The sequence below is a fragment of the Kluyvera sp. CHPC 1.2972 genome, from assembly GCF_036759925.1.
Taxonomy (GTDB): domain Bacteria; phylum Pseudomonadota; class Gammaproteobacteria; order Enterobacterales; family Enterobacteriaceae; genus Kluyvera.
Map to the genome: position 1 here is coordinate 137,774 of NZ_JAPKIB010000006.1, position 20,009 is coordinate 157,782.

Consider the following 20,009-nt stretch of genomic DNA (forward strand, 5'->3'; position numbering starts at 1 on the left):
ATGCTCGTAGCAAGGCGCCCCAAGTTAACCAAGGACCTAAACCATGAGCCAGCAAGTCATTATTTTTGATACGACCTTACGTGATGGTGAACAGGCATTACAGGCAAGCCTGAGCGTGAAAGAGAAACTGCAGATTGCCTTTGCCCTCGAGCGTATGGGCGTTGACGTGATGGAAGTCGGGTTTCCGGTCTCTTCTCCGGGCGATTTTGAATCAGTACAAACCATCGCGCGCAACATTAAAAACAGCCGCGTTTGTGCGCTGGCTCGCTGCGTAGAGGCGGACATTGACGTTGCCGCCGAGTCATTAAAAGTGGCCGAAGCGTTCCGTATTCATACGTTTATTGCCACCTCGCCAATGCATATCGCCACCAAGCTGCGCAGTACGCTGGATGAGGTCATCGAACGTGCGATCTATATGATTAAGCGGGCACGTAACTACACCGACGACGTTGAGTTCTCCTGCGAAGATGCCGGTCGTACTCCTATCGACCAGCTGGCGCGCGTGGTTGAAGCGGCAATTAACGCCGGTGCGACCACTATCAACATTCCAGACACCGTCGGCTACACCCTGCCGTTTGAGTTCTCCAACATTATTACCGGCCTGTACGAACGCGTGCCAAACATCGATAAAGCGATTATCTCCGTTCACACCCACGACGACCTGGGTATGGCGGTCGGCAACTCACTGGCAGCAGTCCACGCCGGCGCTCGTCAGGTTGAAGGCGCGATGAACGGCATCGGCGAGCGCGCGGGTAACTGCTCGCTGGAAGAAGTGATCATGGCGATTAAAGTGCGCAAAGACATTATGAACGTGCACACTGCCATCAACCATAACGAAATCTGGCGTACCAGCCAGACCGTTAGCCAGATCTGCAACATGCCGATCCCGGCCAACAAAGCTATCGTCGGTACCGGCGCGTTTGCTCACTCCTCCGGTATCCACCAGGACGGCGTGCTGAAAAACCGCGAAAACTACGAAATCATGACCCCTGAGTCCATCGGTCTGAACCAGGTCCAGTTGAACCTGACCTCCCGTTCTGGCCGTGCTGCCGTGAAACACCGCATGGAAGAGATGGGCTACAAAGATACCGACTACAACATGGACCACCTGTACGACGCGTTCCTGAAGCTGGCGGACAAAAAAGGTCAGGTCTTCGATTACGATCTGGAAGCGCTGGCGTTCATCAACAAACAGCAGGAAGAGCCAGAGCATTTCCGTCTGGATTACTTTAGCGTGCAGTCAGGCTCCAGCGACATCGCCACTGCGTCCGTGAAGCTGGCCTGCGGTGAAGAAACCAAAGCCGAAGCCGCGAACGGCAACGGCCCTGTTGATGCAATTTATCAGGCGATTAACCGTATTACCGGCTACGACGTTGAGTTGGTGAAATATGACCTGAACGCCAAAGGCCAGGGCAAAGACGCGCTGGGTCAGGTGGATATCGTCGTTAACTATAACGGTCGTCGCTTCCACGGCGTCGGCCTGGCAACGGATATCGTTGAATCCTCGGCTAAAGCAATGGTTCACGTGCTGAACAACATCTGGCGTGCCGCCGAAGTCGAAAAAGAGTTGCAACGCAAAGTTAAGAATAACGAGAACAACAAGGAAACCGTGTAATGTCGAAGAATTACCATATTGCTGTGTTACCAGGTGACGGTATTGGCCCGGAAGTCATGACACAGGCATTGAAAGTACTGGAAGCCGTGCGTCAACGTTTTGATATGCGTATCACCACCAGCCATTACGACGTGGGCGGCATCGCCATCGATCGTCATGGCGAACCGCTGCCGCAGGCGACCGTCGACGGTTGCGACCAGGCGGACGCCATTCTGTTTGGCTCCGTGGGCGGCCCAAAATGGGAAAATCTGCCGCCGAACCAGCAGCCAGAGCGCGGCGCGCTGCTGCCGCTGCGTAAGCACTTCAAGCTGTTCAGCAACCTGCGTCCCGCCAAGCTGTACCAGGGTCTGGAAGAGTTCTGCCCGCTGCGCGCCGATATCGCCGCTAACGGCTTCGACATCCTGTGCGTCCGTGAACTGACCGGCGGTATCTACTTCGGCCAGCCGAAGGGTCGCGAAGGCAGCGGCCAGCACGAGAAAGCGTTTGATACCGAGGTGTATCACCGTTTTGAGATTGAACGTATCGCCCGTATTGCGTTTGAATCTGCACGCAAACGTCGTCACAAAGTGACCTCTATCGATAAATCCAACGTGCTGCAGTCCTCCATTCTGTGGCGCGAAATCGTCAGCGAAATCAGCAAAGAGTACGCCGACGTTGAACTGGCGCATATGTACATCGACAACGCGACGATGCAGCTGATTAAAGATCCCTCGCAGTTTGACGTGGTGCTGTGCTCTAACCTGTTCGGCGACATTCTCTCCGACGAGTGCGCGATGATCACCGGTTCCATGGGTATGCTGCCGTCTGCCAGCCTGAATGAAGAAGGGTTTGGCCTGTATGAACCGGCCGGTGGCTCCGCGCCGGATATCGCGGGCAAAAATATCGCTAACCCGATTGCGCAGATCCTCTCTCTGGCGCTGCTGCTGCGCTACAGCCTGGACGCCAACGACGCGGCCACTGCCATTGAGAACGCCATTAACCGCGCGCTGGAAGAAGGCGTACGGACCAGTGATTTAGCTCGCGGCGCCGCGGCAGTCAGTACCGATGAAATGGGCGACATCATCGCCCGCTATGTTGCCGAAGGGGTGTAATCATGGCGAAGACCTTATACGAAAAGTTGTTTGATGCTCACGTGGTTTATGAAGCGCCAAACGAAACGCCGTTGCTGTACATCGACCGCCACCTGGTGCATGAAGTGACTTCACCGCAGGCGTTTGACGGCCTGCGCGCGCACAACCGTCCGGTGCGTCAACCGGGTAAAACCTTCGCCACGATGGATCACAACGTCTCTACCCAGACCAAAGACATCAACGCCTCCGGCGAGATGGCGCGCATCCAGATGCAGGAGCTGATTAAGAACTGCAACGAGTTCGGCGTTGAGCTGTATGACCTGAATCACCCGTATCAGGGCATCGTGCACGTGATGGGGCCTGAACAGGGCGTTACCCTGCCTGGCATGACTATCGTCTGCGGTGACTCTCATACCGCGACTCACGGCGCATTCGGCGCACTGGCGTTTGGTATCGGCACCTCCGAAGTGGAACACGTGCTGGCGACTCAGACCCTGAAGCAGGGTCGTGCCAAAACCATGAAGATTGAAGTGAACGGCAAAGCGGCAACTGGCATCACTGCCAAAGACATCGTGCTGGCGATTATCGGTAAAACCGGCAGCGCAGGCGGCACCGGCCACGTGGTTGAGTTCTGCGGTCAGGCCATCCGTGACCTGAGCATGGAAGGCCGTATGACGCTGTGCAACATGGCGATCGAACTGGGCGCGAAAGCGGGCCTGGTGGCACCGGATCAGACCACCTTCAACTACGTGGAAGGCCGTCTGCATGCGCCGAAAGGCAAAGATTTCGACGAGGCGGTCGCCTACTGGCAGACCCTGAAAACCGACGATGGTGCCACCTTCGACAGCGTAGTCACCCTGCAAGCGGAAGAAATTGCGCCGCAGGTGACCTGGGGCACCAACCCAGGCCAGGTGATCTCCGTGAATGACAATATTCCGGACCCTGCCTCCTTTAACGATCCGGTAGAGCGTGCCAGCGCCGAGAAAGCGCTGGCCTATATGGGCCTGAAGCCAGGTATCCCGCTGACCGACGTGGCTATTGATAAAGTGTTTATCGGCTCCTGCACCAACTCGCGTATTGAAGATTTACGCGCGGCGGCAGAAATCGCTAAAGGCCGTAAAGTCGCCCCAGGCGTACAGGCGCTGGTCGTGCCTGGCTCCGGCCCGGTGAAAGCGCAGGCGGAAGCGGAAGGTCTGGATAAGATCTTTATCGAAGCGGGCTTTGAATGGCGTCTGCCGGGCTGCTCTATGTGTCTGGCCATGAACAACGATCGTCTGAACCCAGGCGAACGCTGCGCCTCTACCAGCAACCGTAACTTTGAAGGCCGTCAGGGCCGTGGCGGTCGTACTCATCTGGTCAGCCCGGCGATGGCCGCAGCGGCCGCGGTAACCGGCCATTTCGCCGACATTCGTAGCTTGAAATAAGGAAACACCATCATGGCTGAGAAATTTACCCAACATACGGGACTGGTGGTGCCGCTGGATGCCGCGAACGTCGATACCGATGCCATCATTCCAAAGCAGTTTTTGCAGAAAGTGACCCGTACCGGCTTTGGCGCGCACCTGTTTAACGACTGGCGCTTCCTGGACGATAAAGGCGAGCAGCCAAACCCGGAGTTCGTGCTGAACTTCCCGGAGTTCAAGGGAGCCTCTATTCTGCTGGCGCGCGAAAACTTCGGCTGCGGTTCGTCTCGCGAACACGCACCGTGGGCGCTGACCGACTACGGTTTTAAAGTGGTGATTGCCCCAAGCTTCGCCGATATCTTTTACGGCAACAGCTTTAACAACCAGTTGCTGCCGGTCACCCTGAGCGATGCGCAGGTCGACGAAATGTTTGAATTGGTGAAAGCCAACCCGGGCATAACGTTTGAAGTGGATCTGGAAGCACAGGTGGTGAAGGCGGGGGAGAAATCCTACAGCTTTAAAATTGACGACTTCCGTCGCCACTGCATGTTGAACGGGCTGGATAGCATTGGCCTGACGCTGCAGCATGAAGATGCGATTTCTGCTTACGAAAACAAGCAGCCGGCGTTTATGCAGTAATCCGTAACATTGCTGCCTCCCCGGAGGCGGCGCGTTCGCGCCTTGTCCGGGCTACCGCTGTTAGTAGCCCGGCCGAGCGCAGCGACGCCGGGGCTGCACAAAACTAAACGTCCTTCACCCGCCCGGTCATCACCAGCGTCACCAGCGAAATCCCGGCTATCACCCAGTACACCGAGTAGTGACCAAAGCTCTGCGCCAGCGCCCCCTGAATAATCCCCGCCAGAATCACCCCGGTTGAAATGCTGTTGGTAAACAGCGTAGTCGCCGCTCCCGCACGACCCGGCATCAGGTCCTGGAACCACAGCATACCAATCCCGGCGACAATGCCGATAAACACCGCGTTAAACAGCTGGAGCACCAGCAACGACGTATGGCTATGGAAGAAGATCAGCCCGACGTAGAACAGCACCCCGGCGGCCACCGCCGTTACCATCATCCGCCGCTTACCGAAGCGCTTCACGTAGTATCCCGCGAGGATCATCGCTGGAATTTCCAGCCCTGCCGCCGTGCCCATCAGGATCCCCGCCAGGCTATCCGGCAGACCAAGATCGCTGCTGATCCACAGCGGCATATCGATGATATACATGGTGTTACAGGTCCACATCAGCGTCGAGGCGATAAACAGCATCCGCACGTTGCTGTCTTTCCAGCCGCTAATCTGGTTCTGCACCGCATCGGCAGGCTGTTCGACTCTGGCGACCGACGGTAACGTCAGGGCAATCAGCGTCAGGCTGATGGCAAAAATTCCCGCAGCAATGGAAAACATGGCGGTAAAGCCATAGTTAAGTGCCAGCATGAAAGCCAGCGGCGGGCCAATCACCCACGCCAGCGACAGCTGCGCACGCATTACCGAACTGAACATCACCACTTCACGCGCCGAGCTATCGGCATATTCACGCGCCAGCGCGAACAGTTGCGGCATCGCGGCGTTGGCGATCGAGGCCAGCAGCACGCCGCAGGTAATCAGCGTCAGATAGTGGCGGTTGAAGGCGAAAAGTAGCGCGTTGCCCACCGCCATCAGGCAGCAGAACATGATCAGCTTGCGCCGATCGCCCCGGTTATCAGATCGTTTTGCCAGCCCAAGGCTGACGACGATCCCGGCGATGGCGTTGACGGTATAGAACAACCCCACCCAGAACGGCTGCACACCGACTTCTCGGCTGAGATACAAACTCAGCGTCGGCGCCTGCAATGCCCCCGCTATGCCCATCATAAAGGCCACCAGCATAAAGGCGGCATACACACCGTTGAGACGTCGTCCCATCGTCATTAACCAGAGCATCAGAAATCCTTTCGCGAAAGAATAAAAAAAAGCCAGCAGATGATACCTGCTGGCAAATACTCAGTCACACATGATTAGGCGAATTAATACTCAGAGGTCGGGTTCGTAACTTCCCACTGCATCAGATAGTTCAGCACTTCAAGCCGCTGTGCGGTCGCCTGACGGGCCAGCCAGGAAACATTTTTGGTAGCAGAGAAATAACGCTGGTAGAACTGATACATGGTGACCTCCTCATTTCCCCTTCGCTTCATCGAAATCAATTATTGGCTTAATATAGGGATTAATAAATTGCTGAGTTTTTATCAGGAGTTCCCCTTTTATGCCTTCAGGTCGATTACAGCAGCAGTTCATCCGCTTATGGCAATGCTGCGAAGGAAAATCGCAGGAGACCACGCTCAACTCACTGGCCGAGCTGCTCAACTGCTCTCGCCGCCATATGCGTACGCTTTTGAACACCATGGAGGCGCGGGGATGGCTGACCTGGGAAGCGGAAGCCGGGCGCGGTAAGCGCTCTAAGCTGACTTTCCTCTATACCGGGTTAGCTCTTCAACAACAGCGCGCGGAAGATTTGCTCGAGCAGGATAGGATCGATCAACTGGTACAACTGGTCGGCGACAAGGCTGCGGTGCGACAGATGCTGGTATCGCATCTGGGCCGCAGCTTCCGTCAGGGGCGACATATTCTGCGAGTGCTTTACTACCGTCCGATGCGCAATTTACTGCCGGGAACGGCGCTTCGGCGCTCGGAAACCCATATTGCGCGGCAAATCTTCAGTGCGCTGACCCGGGTAAATGAGGTAAATGGGGAACTGGAAGCGGATATTGCGCACCATTGGCAGGCCATATCCCCATTACACTGGCGTTTTTATTTGCGTCCCGGCATCCATTTTCATCACGGTCGTGAACTGGAGATGGAGGATGTCATCAGTTCGCTGCATCGCAGCATGACGCTGTCGCTCTTTTCCAACATCACGCGCATTCATTCCCCAACCGCCTGGACGCTCGATGTCCATCTGAGCGAACCCGACCGCTGGCTGCCGTGGCTGCTGGGCCAGGTATCGGCGATGATCCTGCCCCGCGAATGGCAATCGCTCAGCGACTTCCCGCGCATGCCGGTAGGTACCGGACCGTATGCCGTCGCCCGTAACAACCAGAACCAACTGAAGATCCACGCGTTTGATGACTATTTCGGTTTCCGGGCGCTGATTGACGAGGTGAACGTCTGGGTGCTACCGGAAATCAGCGATGAGCCGAACGGTGGCCTGACGCTCCAGGGCACTACCCAGAGCGAAAAAGCGGTAGAAAGCCGCCTCGAAGAGGGCTGCTACTATCTGCTGTTTGATGCGCGCAGTTCGCGCGGCAACAACCCGGCGGTGCGCCAGTGGCTGAGCCACATTTTCCACCCGAACAACCTGCTATATCACGCAGGCGAGCAGCACCAGAGCCACTGGTTCCCGGCCTACGGCCTGCTGCCGCGCTGGCACCATGCCCGTAGCCACGCCTGTGAAAAACCGGCAGGTCTTGAGTCGGTCACCCTCACCTACTACCGCGATCACGTAGAACACCGGACGATCGGTCAGATCATGGAGGCGCTGCTGGCGGCGCACCAGGTCAAACTGGTTATTCAGGAAGTGGACTACGACGAATGGCACCGTGGCGAAGTGGTCAGCGATATCTGGCTGAATAGCGCCAACTTTACGTTGCCGCTCGACTTCTCGATTTTTGCCTACCTTTATGAAGTGCCGCTGATCCGCCACTGTATTCCCATCGACTGGGAGGAGGACGCACAGCGCTGGCGCGAAGGAGAACTTTCACTGCCCGACTGGTGCCAAAGTCTGCTGGCAAATCAGTCCATTGTACCGCTGATCCACCACTGGCTGATGCTGCAAGGTCAGCGCAGTATGCGCGGCGTTCGCATGAACACCCTGGGCTGGTTCGACTTTAAATCCGCCTGGTTTGCACCGCCGGATCCTTAAGGCTTTTGATTTATTCACGTAATCATTACAATGTGCCGTTCTCAACGGGGTGCTGCGCCGAGTGCGCGGGCTGAGAGATACCCGTCGAACCTGATCCGGATAATCCCGGCGAAGGGATTTGAGGCTAACTCAAAATCCTTTGCCACCATTTTATAAAGGTGCAAAGTGCTCAAAAAATTACTCCCCCTGCTGGTGCTGGTTGCCGCTCCGGCCCTCGCCAAGCCTGTACTGACCGTCTATACCTACGACTCCTTTGCTGCCGATTGGGGCCCGGGCCCGGCGGTGAAAAAAGCGTTTGAAGCCGACTGCAACTGCGAGCTGAAGTACGTGGCGCTGGAAGACGGCGTTTCGTTGCTCAACCGCCTACGCATGGAAGGCAAAAATAGCAAAGCCGACGTGGTGCTGGGGCTGGATAACAACCTGCTGCAGGCGGCAACCGACACCAAACTGTTTGCCAAAAGCAACGTTTCTACCACCGCCGTTACCGTACCGGGCGGCTGGAACAACGACACCTTCGTGCCGTTCGACTACGGCTACTTCGCCTTCGTCTATGATAAAAACAAGCTGAAAAATCCGCCGAAAAGCCTGAAGGAACTGGTTGAGAGCGACCAGAAATGGCGCGTGATTTATGAAGACCCGCGCACCAGCACGCCGGGCCTTGGCCTGCTGCTGTGGATGCAAAAAGTCTACGGCGACAAAGCGCCGGAAGCCTGGCAGAAGCTGGCGGCGAAAACGGTCACCGTCACCAAAGGCTGGAGCGAAGCCTACGGCCTGTTCCTGAAAGGGGAAAGCGATCTGGTGCTGAGCTACACCACCTCTCCGGCGTACCACATCATTGACGAGAAGAAAGATAACTACGCGGCGGCAAACTTTAGCGAAGGCCACTATCTGCAGGTGGAAGTGGCGGCGAAAACCGCGGCCAGCAAACAGCAGAAGCTGGCAGATGAGTTCCTGAAGTTTATGGTCTCTCCGGCCTTCCAGAACACCATCCCAACCGGCAACTGGATGTACCCGGTGACCAACGTCACCCTGCCAGAAGGCTTTAATGGTCTGGTGAAACCGCAAACCGCGCTGGAGTTTACCCCGCAGCAGGTGGCTTCCGAACGTCAAAACTGGATTAACGCATGGCTTCGCGCAGCCAGCCGCTAATCCCTCGCTGGCTGTATCCAGGGCTGACGGCAACCACGCTGATGGTTGCCGTCGCGCTGGCGGCGTTTCTGGCGCTGTGGCTGAACGCACCGGAAACGTCCTGGTCAACGCTGCTCGGCGATAGCTACCTGTGGCACGTGGTGCGCTTCTCCTTCTGGCAGGCGTTCCTCTCAGCGCTGCTGTCGGTCGTGCCGGCCATTTTCCTCGCCCGCGCGCTCTACCGCCGACGTTTTCCCGGCCGCACGCTGCTGCTGCGGCTGTGCGCCATGACGTTGATTCTTCCGGTACTGGTTGCCGTCTTCGGTATTCTGAGCGTTTACGGGCGTCAGGGCTGGCTGGCCCAGCTTTTTGCCTGGCTTGGCTGGCAGTGGCGCTTCTCGCCCTACGGCCTACAGGGTATTCTGCTGGCGCATGTTTTCTTTAATATGCCAATGGCGACTCGCCTGCTATTACAGGCGCTGGAGCAGATCCCCGGCGAGCAGCGTCAGCTTGCAGCCCAACTGGGAATGCGCGGCTACCCGTTCTTCCGTCTGGTGGAATGGCCGTGGATGCGCCGACAAATTCTGCCCATCGCCACGCTGATTTTCATGCTCTGCTTCGCCAGCTTTGCCACCGTGCTATCGCTCGGCGGCGGGCCGTCCGCGACGACCATCGAGCTGGCTATCTACCAGTCGCTGAATTTTGATTACGACCCGGCGCGCGCTGCCATGCTGGCACTGATTCAGATGGGCTGCTGTCTGATGCTGGTATTACTGAGCCAACGGCTTAGTCGGGCTATCGCCGTGGGCAACAGCCACATTCACGGATGGCGTGACCCGGACGACCGCTGGCACAGCCGGATAGTCGACACCCTGCTGATTCTTCTCACGTTACTGCTGCTGCTCCCCCCGCTGCTGGCAGTGGTGATTGACGGGGTCAATCCGTCGATGTTGCAGGTCTTTACCCAGCCGGTACTCTGGAAGGCGCTCGGTACCTCGTTGCGCATCGCCATTGCCGCCGGGGTAATCTGCGTAGTGCTGACCATGATGCTGTTGTGGAGCAGCCGCGAGCTGCGCGCCCGCAACCAGCCACTGGCCGGGCAGGCGATGGAGCTGAGCGGCATGCTGATCCTCGCCATGCCGGGTATCGTACTGGCGACCGGCTTCTTCCTGCTACTCAACAATACCGTTGGCCTGCCCGACTCCGCCGACGGCATTGTGATTTTCACCAACGCCCTGATGGCGGTGCCTTATGCCCTCAAGGTACTGGAAACGCCAATGCGCGATATTACCGCCCGCTACAGCATCCTGTGCGAATCGCTGGGGCTTTCTGGCTTTAATCGCCTGAAGGTGGTTGAACTGCGCGCCCTGAAACGCCCGTTGGCGCAGGCGCTGGCCTTTGCCTGTGTGCTGTCGATTGGTGATTTCGGGGTGGTCGCGCTGTTCGGCAATGAGAATTTCCGTACGCTGCCGTTTTATCTCTATCAGCAAATCGGCGCCTACCGCAGCCAGGACGGCGCGGTCACCGCGCTGATTTTGCTGCTGCTCTGCTTCCTGTTGTTCACCGTTATTGAAAAGTTACCCGGACGCCATGCTAAAACTGAATGATGTCACCTGGCTTTACCAGCACCTGCCGATGCGCTTTAGCACATCGATTGCCCAAGGCGAAAAAGTGGCTATCCTCGGCCCCAGCGGCGCGGGGAAATCGACGCTGCTCAACCTGATAGCCGGCTTTCTGACGCCCGCCAGCGGTACGTTAATGCTCGAAGGCCGGGTGCATACCCATACGCCACCGTCACAGCGTCCAGTGTCGATGCTGTTCCAGGAAAACAATCTTTTCAGCCACCTGACCGTGCGCCAGAACATTGGGCTGGGCATGAGTCCACGTCTCTCACTCACCGCGGAGCAGCAGCGAAAATTACAGGTGATTGCCGGGCAGATGGGCATTGAATCGATGCTGGACAGGCTGCCCGGAGAGCTCTCCGGCGGGCAACGTCAACGTGCCGCGCTGGCGCGCTGCCTGGTGCGTGAACAGCCGATCTTACTGCTGGACGAACCGTTTTCGGCACTCGACCCAGCGCTGCGTCAGGAGATGCTACAGCTGGTTGATGAGGTGTGTCAGCGGCAGAACTTAACGCTGCTGATGGTTTCGCACAGCGTGGAAGACGCGGCCAGGATTGCACCGCGCGCGATGGTGGTCGCGGAAGGGCGTATCGCCTGGGATGGCGATACGCAGGCGTTATTAAGCGGGAAAGCTAGCGCGTCCGCGCTGCTCGGCATTCGTGCGTGATGCTTTGCCGGATGGCGGCTGCGCCTTATCCGGCACACTACAGCCCCACTACCTTACGCAAAATCTCGATATACACCGGCATCAGCGGGTGACGAATCACGCTCACCAGCGCCACCACGCCGACGCCCAGCACCAGCGGTGCCAGCAACAGCAGGCGCTGGCGCGTTAACAGCGCGCTCAGGCGATCGTGATTCTCTTTTGCGCTGCGCCATAAACGCCAGCACAGCCACGCCGCCAGCCATAACAACAGCGCCGCCGCCAGCAGCAGCCATTTAAAGCTCGCGCTGTGCTCATCTGCAGGAATGTCGATTGCCGCCCCGGCCAGAATGCCCGGCAGGAAGTAGAGCGGCGGCCAGAGCAGGCAGCCAATAATATTGGGGGTGATAAATTTTGCTACCGGCAGGTCAAGCATACCGGCCACCATCGGCACCAGCGGCCGCGTCGGGCCGACAAAACGCCCCACCAGAATGGTGAACATGCTGTGCTGATGCAGCGCATGCTCGGTTTTATCCAGCAGCGCCTTGTTTTTCTTCATAAATGACCAGCGATGCAGCGGCTTTTTAAAGCGCCAGCCAAGCCAGAAAGAGATCCAATCGCCCAACAGGCACCCGATAATCCCCGCCAACCATGCTTGCCAGAAATTCACCTCGCCGCTGCCGATAAGCGCGCCCAAACCGGCCATCATCACGGTCCCCGGCAATATCAGCCCTACCAGCGCCAGAGATTCCAGAAACGCGACCAGCGCCACCGCAATCAGCGAATAGGTCGTGGACTGAGTAATAAAGTGTTCCAGCAGTGCTTGCATAGTGTGCCCGGTTTGAAAACGAAGCAGGGATTCTCCAGAGCGTCTCCCCCATCGTCAAGCCTTCAATTGTCTTTAGAGTTTACTGGCAAAGACAAAAACCAACACACCGCATTTCCTTTTCTTTACTTTTTATTCACACCCTGCACGGAATTCGCTGGGGCTCGCGCCGGTGCATTTTTTAAATACACGGGAGAAATAGAGCTGATCCTCAAAACCGACGTTGCGCCCTACCGTGGCGATAGGCATGCGCGTGGTGCTCAGCAGCAGCTTCGCCTGGCTGATGCGCTGATCCTCGCGCCAGCTCAGTACGCTCACGCCAAGCTGCTGGCGGAACAGGTGCGATAGGCGCGACGGCGACAGGCATACATGCTGCGCCACGCTGGCGATATCAAAATGGCTGTCGGCAAGGTGGTCACTGATGTACTGGCAGGCATCGCGCACGCGGTTGTCCATCGGCGGATGCAGCGATTCATTGATGGCTTCCATGCGGCGCAGCAGCAGTTGCTCCAGCAGGTTAATCGCCAGATGCTCAGAATAGCGCCCGATGCCCTGCCCGGCGTCGATAATCTTGCCAAACAGCTCAGAGATTTCCACCTGATGCGCTTCATCCGGGCGATAAAAACCGGTCTGCGCGACGATGGCCGGCCAGTTGAGCCACTCGTGCCAGTAGGCGCGCGGACGGAAGTAGACCCATTGGTGATACCACTCAGTGGCATCAGGGTGGCGGCCATAGTGGTGAATCTCACCCGGCGGGAACAGCAGCATATCACCCTGGCGACAGACAAACTGCTTGCCCTGGTTTTCAATCACCCCCTCACCGCGCACCGTCAGGTTGAGGATAAACCCCTTCATGCCCAGCGGACGGTCAATAAAGAAATCCAGATAGCCACCGGCTTCAATCGGCGTTAAGCCCGCGACCAGATGGGCGTTAAATGAATAGCCCGGTAGCAGGGGATCGTTTTGCATTTCAGCCATATCTGCTCGCTCTCGCTTATCTCGGAAGAAACCAATTATCCATATTCGGCTTTTTAGCGTTATCCCCTGCATGCTTTAGGCACAATGTAGACCTTGCTTCAGGCGCCCCTTGATGAACAAGGCATTCAGAGAGCAAACCCGCGAACCAGCCCCCTTCAGGGTAACAACTAAAGTGTCTATAAAGACGGCAGAAAAGTCCACATTGAATATTTGCACGGCGTCACACTTTGACTGCTCATAGCAAGATAATCCATAAGATTAGCGGTTCCAGCCTGACGGTTTTTAGCGGGGATATCTACTGTTTCACTATCACGTATTCTTTGAGATGGAGTAACACGATGGCAATCGCAATTGGCCTCGATTTTGGTAGTGACTCAGTCCGCGCCCTGGCGGTAGATTGCGCAACGGGTGAAGAGATCGCGACCAGCGTCGAATGGTATCCACGCTGGCAGGAAGGGCGTTTCTGCGACGCGCCAAATAACCGTTTTCGCCACCACCCGCGCGACTATATTGAATCGATGGAAGCGGCGCTGAAAGGCGTGCTGGCCGAACTCTCTAGCACACAACGTGCCGATGTGGTCGGTATTGGCGTCGACAGCACCGGCTCAACCCCTGCACCTATTGATGCCGACGGCAACGTGTTGGCCCTCAAAGAGGAGTTTGCCAACAACCCGAACGCCATGTTCGTGCTGTGGAAAGACCACACGGCGGTGGAAGAAGCGGAAGCCATCACCCGCCTGTGCCACCAGCCTGGTAAAGAAGACTACTCCCGCTATATTGGCGGCATCTATTCCAGCGAATGGTTCTGGGCCAAAATCCTGCACGTCACCCGCGAAGATAGTGCCGTTGCGCAGGCCGCCGCCTCGTGGATTGAGCTGTGCGACTGGGTTCCAGCGCTGCTCTCCGGCACCACTCGCCCGCAGGATATTCGCCGCGGTCGCTGCAGCGCCGGGCATAAATCGCTGTGGCATGAAAGCTGGGGCGGCCTGCCGCCGGCAGCATTCTTCGATGAGCTCGACCCGATTCTGAATCAGCACCTGCCGTGCCCAATGTTTAGCGAAACCTGGACGGCTGATGTTCCGGTCGGCAACCTGACCGCTGACTGGGCCGAACGTCTGGGGCTTTCCACCAAAGTGGCTATCTCCGGCGGCGCGTTCGATTGCCATATGGGTGCCGTTGGCGCAGGGGCACAGCCCAATGCACTGGTGAAAGTTATCGGCACCTCAACCTGCGACATCTTAATTGCCGACAAAAACAGCGTCGGCAGCCGTACGGTAAAAGGCATCTGCGGCCAGGTAGACGGCAGCGTGGTACCAAACTTTATCGGCATGGAAGCAGGCCAGTCCGCCTTCGGCGATATCTACGCCTGGTTTGGCCGCGTGCTCGGCTGGCCGCTGGAACAGCTTGCTGCGCAGCACCCCGAACTGAAAGCGCAGATCAAAGCCAGCCAGAAACAGCTACTGCCTGCCCTGACCGAAGCCTGGGCTAACAACCCGTCGCTCGACCATCTCCCCGTCGTTCTCGACTGGTTTAATGGCCGCCGTACCCCGAACGCCAACCAGCGTTTGAAAGGGGTGATCACCGACTTGAACCTCGCCACCGACGCCCCGGCGCTGTTCGGTGGGCTGATTGCCGCCACCGCTTTTGGTGCACGCGCCATTATGGAGTGCTTCACCGAGCAGGGTATTCCGGTCAACAACGTGATGGCATTAGGCGGCATCGCCCGTAAAAACCGCGTCATCATGCAGGCCTGCTGCGACGTTCTGAACCGTCCGCTGCAAATTGTGGCCTCTGACCAATGCTGTGCGCTGGGCGCGGCCATTTTTGCCGCCGTTGCCGCACGCGTACATACCGATATTCCGGCGGCTCAGCAACAAATGGCAAGCCGTGTCGAACACACCTTACAGCCGCGACCACAGCAGGCTCAGCGCTTTGAAGAGCTTTATCAGCGCTATCTGCAGTGGGCCGTGAGCGCCGAACAACACTATCTCCCTGCTGCATCCTCGGAAAAATCCGCGGCCTCTCAGGCAGCCCTGACTCATTAAAGGATACGACTATGACCGTTTTTGATAATTATGAAGTGTGGTTTGTCATTGGTAGCCAACACCTGTACGGGGCGGAAACGCTGCGCCAGGTGACGCAAAACGCGGAGCAGGTCGTCAAAGCCTTAAACACCGAAGCTAAGCTGCCGTGCAAACTGGTGCTGAAACCGCTGGGTACGCGCCCGGATGAGATCACCGCGATCTGCCGCGATGCAAACTACGATGAGAAGTGCGCGGGGATGATCGTCTGGCTGCACACCTTCTCTCCGGCGAAGATGTGGATCAACGGCCTGACCATCCTCAACAAACCGCTGCTGCAGTTCCATACCCAGTTCAACGCATCTTTGCCGTGGGACAGCATTGATATGGACTTTATGAACCTGAACCAGACCGCGCACGGCGGCCGCGAGTTCGGCTTCATTGGCGCACGCATGCGTCAGCAGCACAGCGTGGTGACCGGCCACTGGCAGGATAAACGTGCCCACGAGCGTATCGGCTCCTGGATGCGCCAGGCGGTATCTAAACAGGATACCCGTCAGCTGAAAGTGTGCCGCTTTGGCGACAACATGCGTGAAGTGGCGGTAACCGACGGCGATAAAGTGGCGGCGCAGATTAAGTTCGGTTTCTCCGTCAATACCTGGGCGGTGGGCGACCTGGTGCAGGTGGTTAACGCCGTGACCGACGGTGAAATCAGCGCGCTTGTCGACGAATACGAAAGCAGCTACCGCTTCACCGCAGCCACCCAAGTCCACGGCGACAAACGCCAGAACGTGCTGGACGCCGCGCGTATCGAACTGGGGATGAAACGCTTCCTGGAAGAAGGCGGTTTCCACGCCTTCACCACCACCTTTGAAGATTTGCACGGCCTGAAGCAACTCCCTGGTCTCGCCGTGCAGCGCCTGATGCAGCAAGGTTACGGCTTTGCGGGCGAGGGCGACTGGAAAACTGCCGCCCTGCTTCGCATTATGAAAGTGATGTCGACCGGTCTACAGGGCGGCACCTCATTTATGGAAGACTACACCTACCACTTCAACGGCGGTAACGACCTGGTGCTCGGTTCGCACATGCTGGAAGTATGCCCGTCCATCGCCGTGGCGGAAAAACCGCTGCTTGATGTACAGCATCTGGGCATCGGCGGTAAAGCGGACCCTGCGCGTCTTATCTTCAACACCCAGACCGGCCCGGCCGTTGTCGCCAGCCTGATTGACCTCGGCGACCGCTATCGCCTGCTGGTTAACACCATCGAAACGGTGAAAACCCCGCACGACCTGCCGAAACTGCCGGTGGCCAACGCGCTGTGGAAAGCCCATCCGAATCTGGAAACCGCCTCAGAAGCGTGGATCCTGGCGGGTGGCGCGCACCACACCGTGTTCAGCCACGCGCTGACGCTGGACGATATGCGCCAGTTCGCTGAACTGCACGATATCGAAATTGCCGTCATCGACAACGATACCCACCTGCCAGCGTTCAAAGACGCGCTGCGCTGGAACGAAGTGTATTACGGGTTCAAACGTTAAGCCGATTTTCCCCTCACCCTCTCCCCAAGGGGAGAGGGCCGGGGTGAGGGAAATTCAGACTCGGAGCAAAGCATGCTAGAAGATCTCAAACGCCAGGTGCTGGAAGCCAACCTGGCGCTGCCAAAACACAATCTGGTCACCCTGACCTGGGGCAACGTCAGCGCCGTCGACCGCGAGCGCGGCGTACTGGTTATCAAACCCTCCGGCGTCGATTACAGCGTGATGACCGCCGAGGATATGGTGGTAGTGAGCCTGGCAACCGGTGAAGTGGTGGAAGGCAATAAAAAACCGTCCTCGGACACCCCGACTCATCGCCTGCTGTATCAGGCATTCCCCACGCTCGGCGGCATTGTCCATACCCACTCCCGTCACGCGACCATCTGGGCGCAGGCCGGGCAGCCAATCCCGGCAACCGGCACCACCCACGCGGACTATTTCTACGGCTCGGTGCCCTGCACGCGCCTGATGACCGATGCGGAGATCAACGGCGACTACGAATGGGAAACTGGCGCGGTGATCGTTGAAACCTTCCGCGAGAATGACATCGACCCGGCGCAAATGCCCGGCGTGCTGGTGCACTCCCACGGCCCGTTTGCCTGGGGAAAAAATGCCGAAGACGCGGTACATAACGCCATCGTGCTAGAAGAGATTGCCTATATGGGCATCTTCTGTCGTCAGCTCGCACCGCAGTTGCCGGATATGCAGCAAACGCTGCTGGATAAACACTATCTGCGCAAACATGGGGCAAAAGCCTATTACGGCCAGTAGCCCGGACGAGGCGCAGCCGACTCCGGGATCTCACCGGCAACCCCTGTATAAACCACCAGCACTCCCCCTTAAACCAGGCTATAATCAAGCCTGGTTTTTTTATGGATGAGTTCACGCGTGACCCAGCCCCAAGCAGGTTTTCTTCTTACCCGTCACTGGCGGGATACCCCGCAGGGTACCGAACTGGCTTTCTGGCTGGCGACCGATAACGGCCCGCTGCAGGTCACGCTACCGCCGCAGGAGTCAGTGGCCTTTATCCCCGAAGCCCAGCGCGCACAGGTGGAACGCCTGCTGCAGGGTGAAAACGGCCTGCGTCTGGCCCCGCTTACGCTCAAAGACTTTCACCGTCAGCCAGTATTCGGCCTCTACTGCCGCGCCCATCGCCAGTTGATGCGGCTGGAAAAACTGCTGCGAGAAAACGGCATTACCGTCTACGAAGCCGATATTCGCCCGCCAGAGCGTTATCTGATGGAGCGTTTTATTACCGCGCCGGTATGGGTGGAAGGCACGCCGCGCGGTGCGGCACTGACCCAGGCGCGCATGAAGCCCAACCCGGAGTACCGGCCGCCGTTGAAGTGGGTGTCGCTGGATATCGAAACCAGCCGCCACGGCGAGCTCTACTGCATTGGCCTGGAGGGCTGCGGGCAACGCACCGTCTATATGCTTGGAGCAGAGCCCGAGCAGCAGCCGCAGGTGGATTTTCATCTTGAATATGTCGCCAGCCGCCCGCTGCTGCTGGAAAAACTCAACACCTGGTTTGCTGAGCACGACCCGGACGTACTGATTGGCTGGAACGTGGTGCAGTTCGACCTGCGCGTGCTGCAAAAGAGCGCCGAACGCTACCGGGTGCCCCTGCTGCTTGGGCGCGGCAACAGCGAGCTGGAGTGGCGCGAGCACGGCTTTAAGAACGGCGTGTTCTTCGCACAAGCTGCCGGTCGCCTGATAATCGACGGCATCGACGCGCTGAAATCTGCTTTCTGGAGCTTTACCTCGTTTTCACTGGAGAACGTCGCCCGGGAACTGCTGGGCGAAGGCAAAGCCATCGATAACCCGTGGGACAGAATGGACGAAATTGACCGCCGTTTCGCCGAAGATAAGCCTGCGTTAGCGACCTATAACCTCAAAGACTGCGAGCTGGTCACGCGCATCTTCCACAAAACCGAGATCATGCCGTTTTTACTGGAACGTGCGACGGTCAACGGGCTGGCGGTTGACCGGCACGGCGGCTCGGTGGCAGCCTTCAGCCACCTCTATTTCCCCCGCATGCACCGCCTCGGCTACGTCGCGCCCAATCTCGGCGAAGTGCCGCCGCAGGCGAGCCCCGGCGGCTACGTGATGGACTCGCGCCCTGGCCTGTACGACTCCGTGCTGGTGCTGGACTACAAAAGCCTGTACCCGTCAATTATCCGCTCGTTTCTAATTGATCCGGTTGGGCTGATTGAAGGCATGGCACACCCGGATACGCAGCACAGCACCGAAGGTTTCCTCGATGCCTGGTTCTCCCGCGACAAGCACTGTCTGCCGGGGATCGTCAGCCAGATCTGGCACGCCCGCGATGAAGCCAAACTGCATAAGAACAAACCCCTGTCGCAGGCGCTGAAGATCATTATGAATGCCTTCTATGGCGTACTGGGCACCAGCGCCTGCCGCTTTTTCGATCCGCGGCTGGCGTCGTCGATCACCATGCGCGGCCACGCGATCATGCGCCAGACCAAAGCGTTAATTGAATCTCAGGGCTACGACGTGATTTACGGCGACACCGACTCCACCTTCGTCTGGCTAAAACGCGCACACGGTGAAGAAGAAGCTGGGGCCATTGGCCGATCGCTGGTCGATTTTGTTAACCAGTGGTGGGCCGACGAACTGCAGAAAAAAGGGCTGACCAGCGCGCTGGAGCTGGAGTTTGAAACCCACTTCTGCCGCTTCCTGATGCCGACCATCCGCGGCGCCGATACCGGCAGTAAAAAGCGCTATGCGGGGATGATTCAGGAAGGCAGCGAGCAGCGGATGCTGTACAAAGGGCTGGAAACGGTACGTACCGACTGGACGCCGCTGGCGCAGCAGTTCCAGCAGGCGCTTTACCTACGCATTTTCCGCAATGAGCCGTACCGGGACTTTATCCTTGAAACCATCGATAAGCTGATGGCGGGCGAGCTCGATGAACAGCTGGTCTACCGCAAGCAGCTGCGCCGCCCACTGGCGGAATATCAGAAAAATATTCCACCACACGTACGCGCCGCCCGCCTTGCCGATGAGCACAACGTGCGGTTAGGCCGCCCGCAGCAGTATCAACAGCGCGGCAGCATACGTTACGTCTGGACCATCAACGGCCCGGAACCCGTGGCCTACCAGCAATCGCCGCTTGATTACGACCACTACCTGACGAAACAATTAGCGCCGGTTGCCGAAGGAATTCTCCCCTTTGTCGACGATGATTTTGCTACAATAGTGACAGGGCAACTGGGTCTATTTTGACAGGTGACTAACGTCTCGCCATCCAG

The 20,009-nt window shown here is 57.8% G+C and carries 16 protein-coding genes and 1 riboswitch; of the genes, 12 read left to right on the forward strand and 4 right to left on the reverse strand.

Features of this window, described 5'->3' with window-relative positions; translation table 11 throughout:
- Window positions 1-43 precede the first annotated feature (43 nt).
- Genes leuA through leuD form a run of 4 tightly spaced genes read left to right on the forward strand, consistent with a single transcriptional unit; the run spans window position 44 to window position 4,727 of the window.
- On the forward strand, window positions 44-1,615 hold the full coding sequence (leuA, locus tag V6944_RS12195) for a 2-isopropylmalate synthase (protein WP_333499137.1): 1,572 nt from the start codon (window positions 44-46) through the stop codon (window positions 1,613-1,615).
- Window positions 1,615-2,706, forward strand: coding sequence for a 3-isopropylmalate dehydrogenase (leuB, locus tag V6944_RS12200; RefSeq protein ID WP_333499138.1), 1,092 nt, complete (start codon window positions 1,615-1,617; stop codon window positions 2,704-2,706). The genes leuA and leuB overlap by 1 nt, the downstream gene beginning before the upstream one ends.
- Window positions 2,707-2,708: 2 nt before the next feature.
- Window positions 2,709-4,109: a 3-isopropylmalate dehydratase large subunit gene (leuC, locus tag V6944_RS12205; RefSeq protein WP_333499139.1), complete on the forward strand. Its 1,401-nt coding sequence runs from the start codon at window positions 2,709-2,711 to the stop codon at window positions 4,107-4,109.
- Window positions 4,110-4,121: 12 nt separating this feature from the next.
- Entirely contained in the window at window positions 4,122-4,727 is a 606-nt protein-coding gene (gene leuD / locus V6944_RS12210) for a 3-isopropylmalate dehydratase small subunit (RefSeq protein WP_185668575.1), read from the forward strand.
- 103 nt (window positions 4,728-4,830) lie between these two features.
- Here the strand turns inward: leuD and V6944_RS12215 are convergent, their stop codons facing one another.
- Both V6944_RS12215 and sgrT read right to left on the reverse strand, forming a co-directional pair.
- Complete coding sequence (locus V6944_RS12215; protein ID WP_333499140.1) at window positions 4,831-6,009, reverse strand: sugar efflux transporter; 1,179 nt, start codon at window positions 6,007-6,009, stop codon at window positions 4,831-4,833.
- Window positions 6,010-6,092: 83 nt separating this feature from the next.
- On the reverse strand, window positions 6,093-6,230 hold the full coding sequence (gene sgrT / locus V6944_RS12220) for a glucose uptake inhibitor SgrT (RefSeq protein WP_333499141.1): 138 nt from the start codon (window positions 6,228-6,230) through the stop codon (window positions 6,093-6,095).
- A gap of 98 nt (window positions 6,231-6,328) precedes the next feature.
- On the opposite strand from sgrT, the gene sgrR reads away from it, so the two are divergent.
- The 4 genes from sgrR (at window position 6,329) to thiQ (ending at window position 11,401) form a co-directional block, all read left to right on the forward strand.
- Window positions 6,329-7,984 (forward strand): HTH-type transcriptional regulator SgrR, encoded by a 1,656-nt coding sequence (sgrR, locus tag V6944_RS12225; RefSeq protein ID WP_333499142.1) that lies wholly within the window; start codon window positions 6,329-6,331, stop codon window positions 7,982-7,984.
- A gap of 35 nt (window positions 7,985-8,019) precedes the next feature.
- Window positions 8,020-8,119, forward strand: a riboswitch (TPP riboswitch).
- A 30-nt stretch (window positions 8,120-8,149) separates the two neighbouring features.
- Window positions 8,150-9,133, forward strand: coding sequence for a thiamine ABC transporter substrate binding subunit (gene thiB, locus V6944_RS12230; protein WP_333499143.1), 984 nt, complete (start codon window positions 8,150-8,152; stop codon window positions 9,131-9,133).
- The gene (gene thiP / locus V6944_RS12235; RefSeq protein ID WP_333499144.1) at window positions 9,109-10,719 is read left to right on the forward strand and encodes a thiamine/thiamine pyrophosphate ABC transporter permease ThiP; all 1,611 of its coding nucleotides are present in this window, start codon (window positions 9,109-9,111) and stop codon (window positions 10,717-10,719) included. Before thiB ends, thiP begins: the two co-directional genes overlap by 25 nt.
- A complete protein-coding gene (thiQ, locus tag V6944_RS12240; protein WP_333499145.1) occupies window positions 10,703-11,401 on the forward strand; it encodes a thiamine ABC transporter ATP-binding protein ThiQ in 699 nt (232 codons plus the stop codon). The genes thiP and thiQ overlap by 17 nt, the downstream gene beginning before the upstream one ends.
- A gap of 37 nt (window positions 11,402-11,438) precedes the next feature.
- Here thiQ and V6944_RS12245 read toward each other — a convergent pair whose 3' ends face one another.
- Window positions 11,439-12,206 (reverse strand): DedA family protein, encoded by a 768-nt coding sequence (locus V6944_RS12245; protein WP_333499146.1) that lies wholly within the window; start codon window positions 12,204-12,206, stop codon window positions 11,439-11,441.
- A gap of 129 nt (window positions 12,207-12,335) precedes the next feature.
- On the reverse strand, window positions 12,336-13,181 hold the full coding sequence (gene araC / locus V6944_RS12250) for an arabinose operon transcriptional regulator AraC (RefSeq protein WP_333499147.1): 846 nt from the start codon (window positions 13,179-13,181) through the stop codon (window positions 12,336-12,338).
- A gap of 338 nt (window positions 13,182-13,519) precedes the next feature.
- On the opposite strand from araC, the gene araB reads away from it, so the two are divergent.
- The 4 genes from araB (at window position 13,520) to polB (ending at window position 19,983) form a co-directional block, all read left to right on the forward strand.
- Complete coding sequence (gene araB, locus V6944_RS12255) at window positions 13,520-15,226, forward strand: ribulokinase (protein WP_333499148.1); 1,707 nt, start codon at window positions 13,520-13,522, stop codon at window positions 15,224-15,226.
- Between the two features lie 11 nt (window positions 15,227-15,237).
- Window positions 15,238-16,740 (forward strand): L-arabinose isomerase, encoded by a 1,503-nt coding sequence (gene araA, locus V6944_RS12260; protein ID WP_333499149.1) that lies wholly within the window; start codon window positions 15,238-15,240, stop codon window positions 16,738-16,740.
- A gap of 72 nt (window positions 16,741-16,812) precedes the next feature.
- Entirely contained in the window at window positions 16,813-17,508 is a 696-nt protein-coding gene (araD, locus tag V6944_RS12265) for an L-ribulose-5-phosphate 4-epimerase (RefSeq protein ID WP_185668586.1), read from the forward strand.
- Window positions 17,509-17,613: 105 nt separating this feature from the next.
- On the forward strand, window positions 17,614-19,983 hold the full coding sequence (gene polB, locus V6944_RS12270) for a DNA polymerase II (protein ID WP_333499150.1): 2,370 nt from the start codon (window positions 17,614-17,616) through the stop codon (window positions 19,981-19,983).
- Window positions 19,984-20,009 lie beyond the last annotated feature (26 nt).

Excerpts from the sequence above, each read along its gene's own strand:
- leuA (WP_333499137.1), top strand. The coding sequence starts at position 44 with ATGAGCCAGCAAGTCATTATTTTTGATACGACCTTACGTGATGGTGAA.
- leuB (WP_333499138.1), top strand. The coding sequence starts at position 1,615 with ATGTCGAAGAATTACCATATTGCTGTGTTACCAGGTGACGGTATTGGC.
- leuC (WP_333499139.1), top strand. The coding sequence starts at position 2,709 with ATGGCGAAGACCTTATACGAAAAGTTGTTTGATGCTCACGTGGTTTAT.
- leuD (WP_185668575.1), top strand. The coding sequence starts at position 4,122 with ATGGCTGAGAAATTTACCCAACATACGGGACTGGTGGTGCCGCTGGAT.
- V6944_RS12215 (WP_333499140.1), bottom strand. The coding sequence starts at position 6,009 with ATGCTCTGGTTAATGACGATGGGACGACGTCTCAACGGTGTGTATGCC.
- sgrT (WP_333499141.1), bottom strand. The coding sequence starts at position 6,230 with ATGTATCAGTTCTACCAGCGTTATTTCTCTGCTACCAAAAATGTTTCC.
- sgrR (WP_333499142.1), top strand. The coding sequence starts at position 6,329 with ATGCCTTCAGGTCGATTACAGCAGCAGTTCATCCGCTTATGGCAATGC.
- thiP (WP_333499144.1), top strand. The coding sequence starts at position 9,109 with ATGGCTTCGCGCAGCCAGCCGCTAATCCCTCGCTGGCTGTATCCAGGG.
- thiQ (WP_333499145.1), top strand. The coding sequence starts at position 10,703 with ATGCTAAAACTGAATGATGTCACCTGGCTTTACCAGCACCTGCCGATG.
- V6944_RS12245 (WP_333499146.1), bottom strand. The coding sequence starts at position 12,206 with ATGCAAGCACTGCTGGAACACTTTATTACTCAGTCCACGACCTATTCG.
- araC (WP_333499147.1), bottom strand. The coding sequence starts at position 13,181 with ATGGCTGAAATGCAAAACGATCCCCTGCTACCGGGCTATTCATTTAAC.
- araB (WP_333499148.1), top strand. The coding sequence starts at position 13,520 with ATGGCAATCGCAATTGGCCTCGATTTTGGTAGTGACTCAGTCCGCGCC.
- araA (WP_333499149.1), top strand. The coding sequence starts at position 15,238 with ATGACCGTTTTTGATAATTATGAAGTGTGGTTTGTCATTGGTAGCCAA.
- araD (WP_185668586.1), top strand. The coding sequence starts at position 16,813 with ATGCTAGAAGATCTCAAACGCCAGGTGCTGGAAGCCAACCTGGCGCTG.
- polB (WP_333499150.1), top strand. The coding sequence starts at position 17,614 with ATGAGTTCACGCGTGACCCAGCCCCAAGCAGGTTTTCTTCTTACCCGT.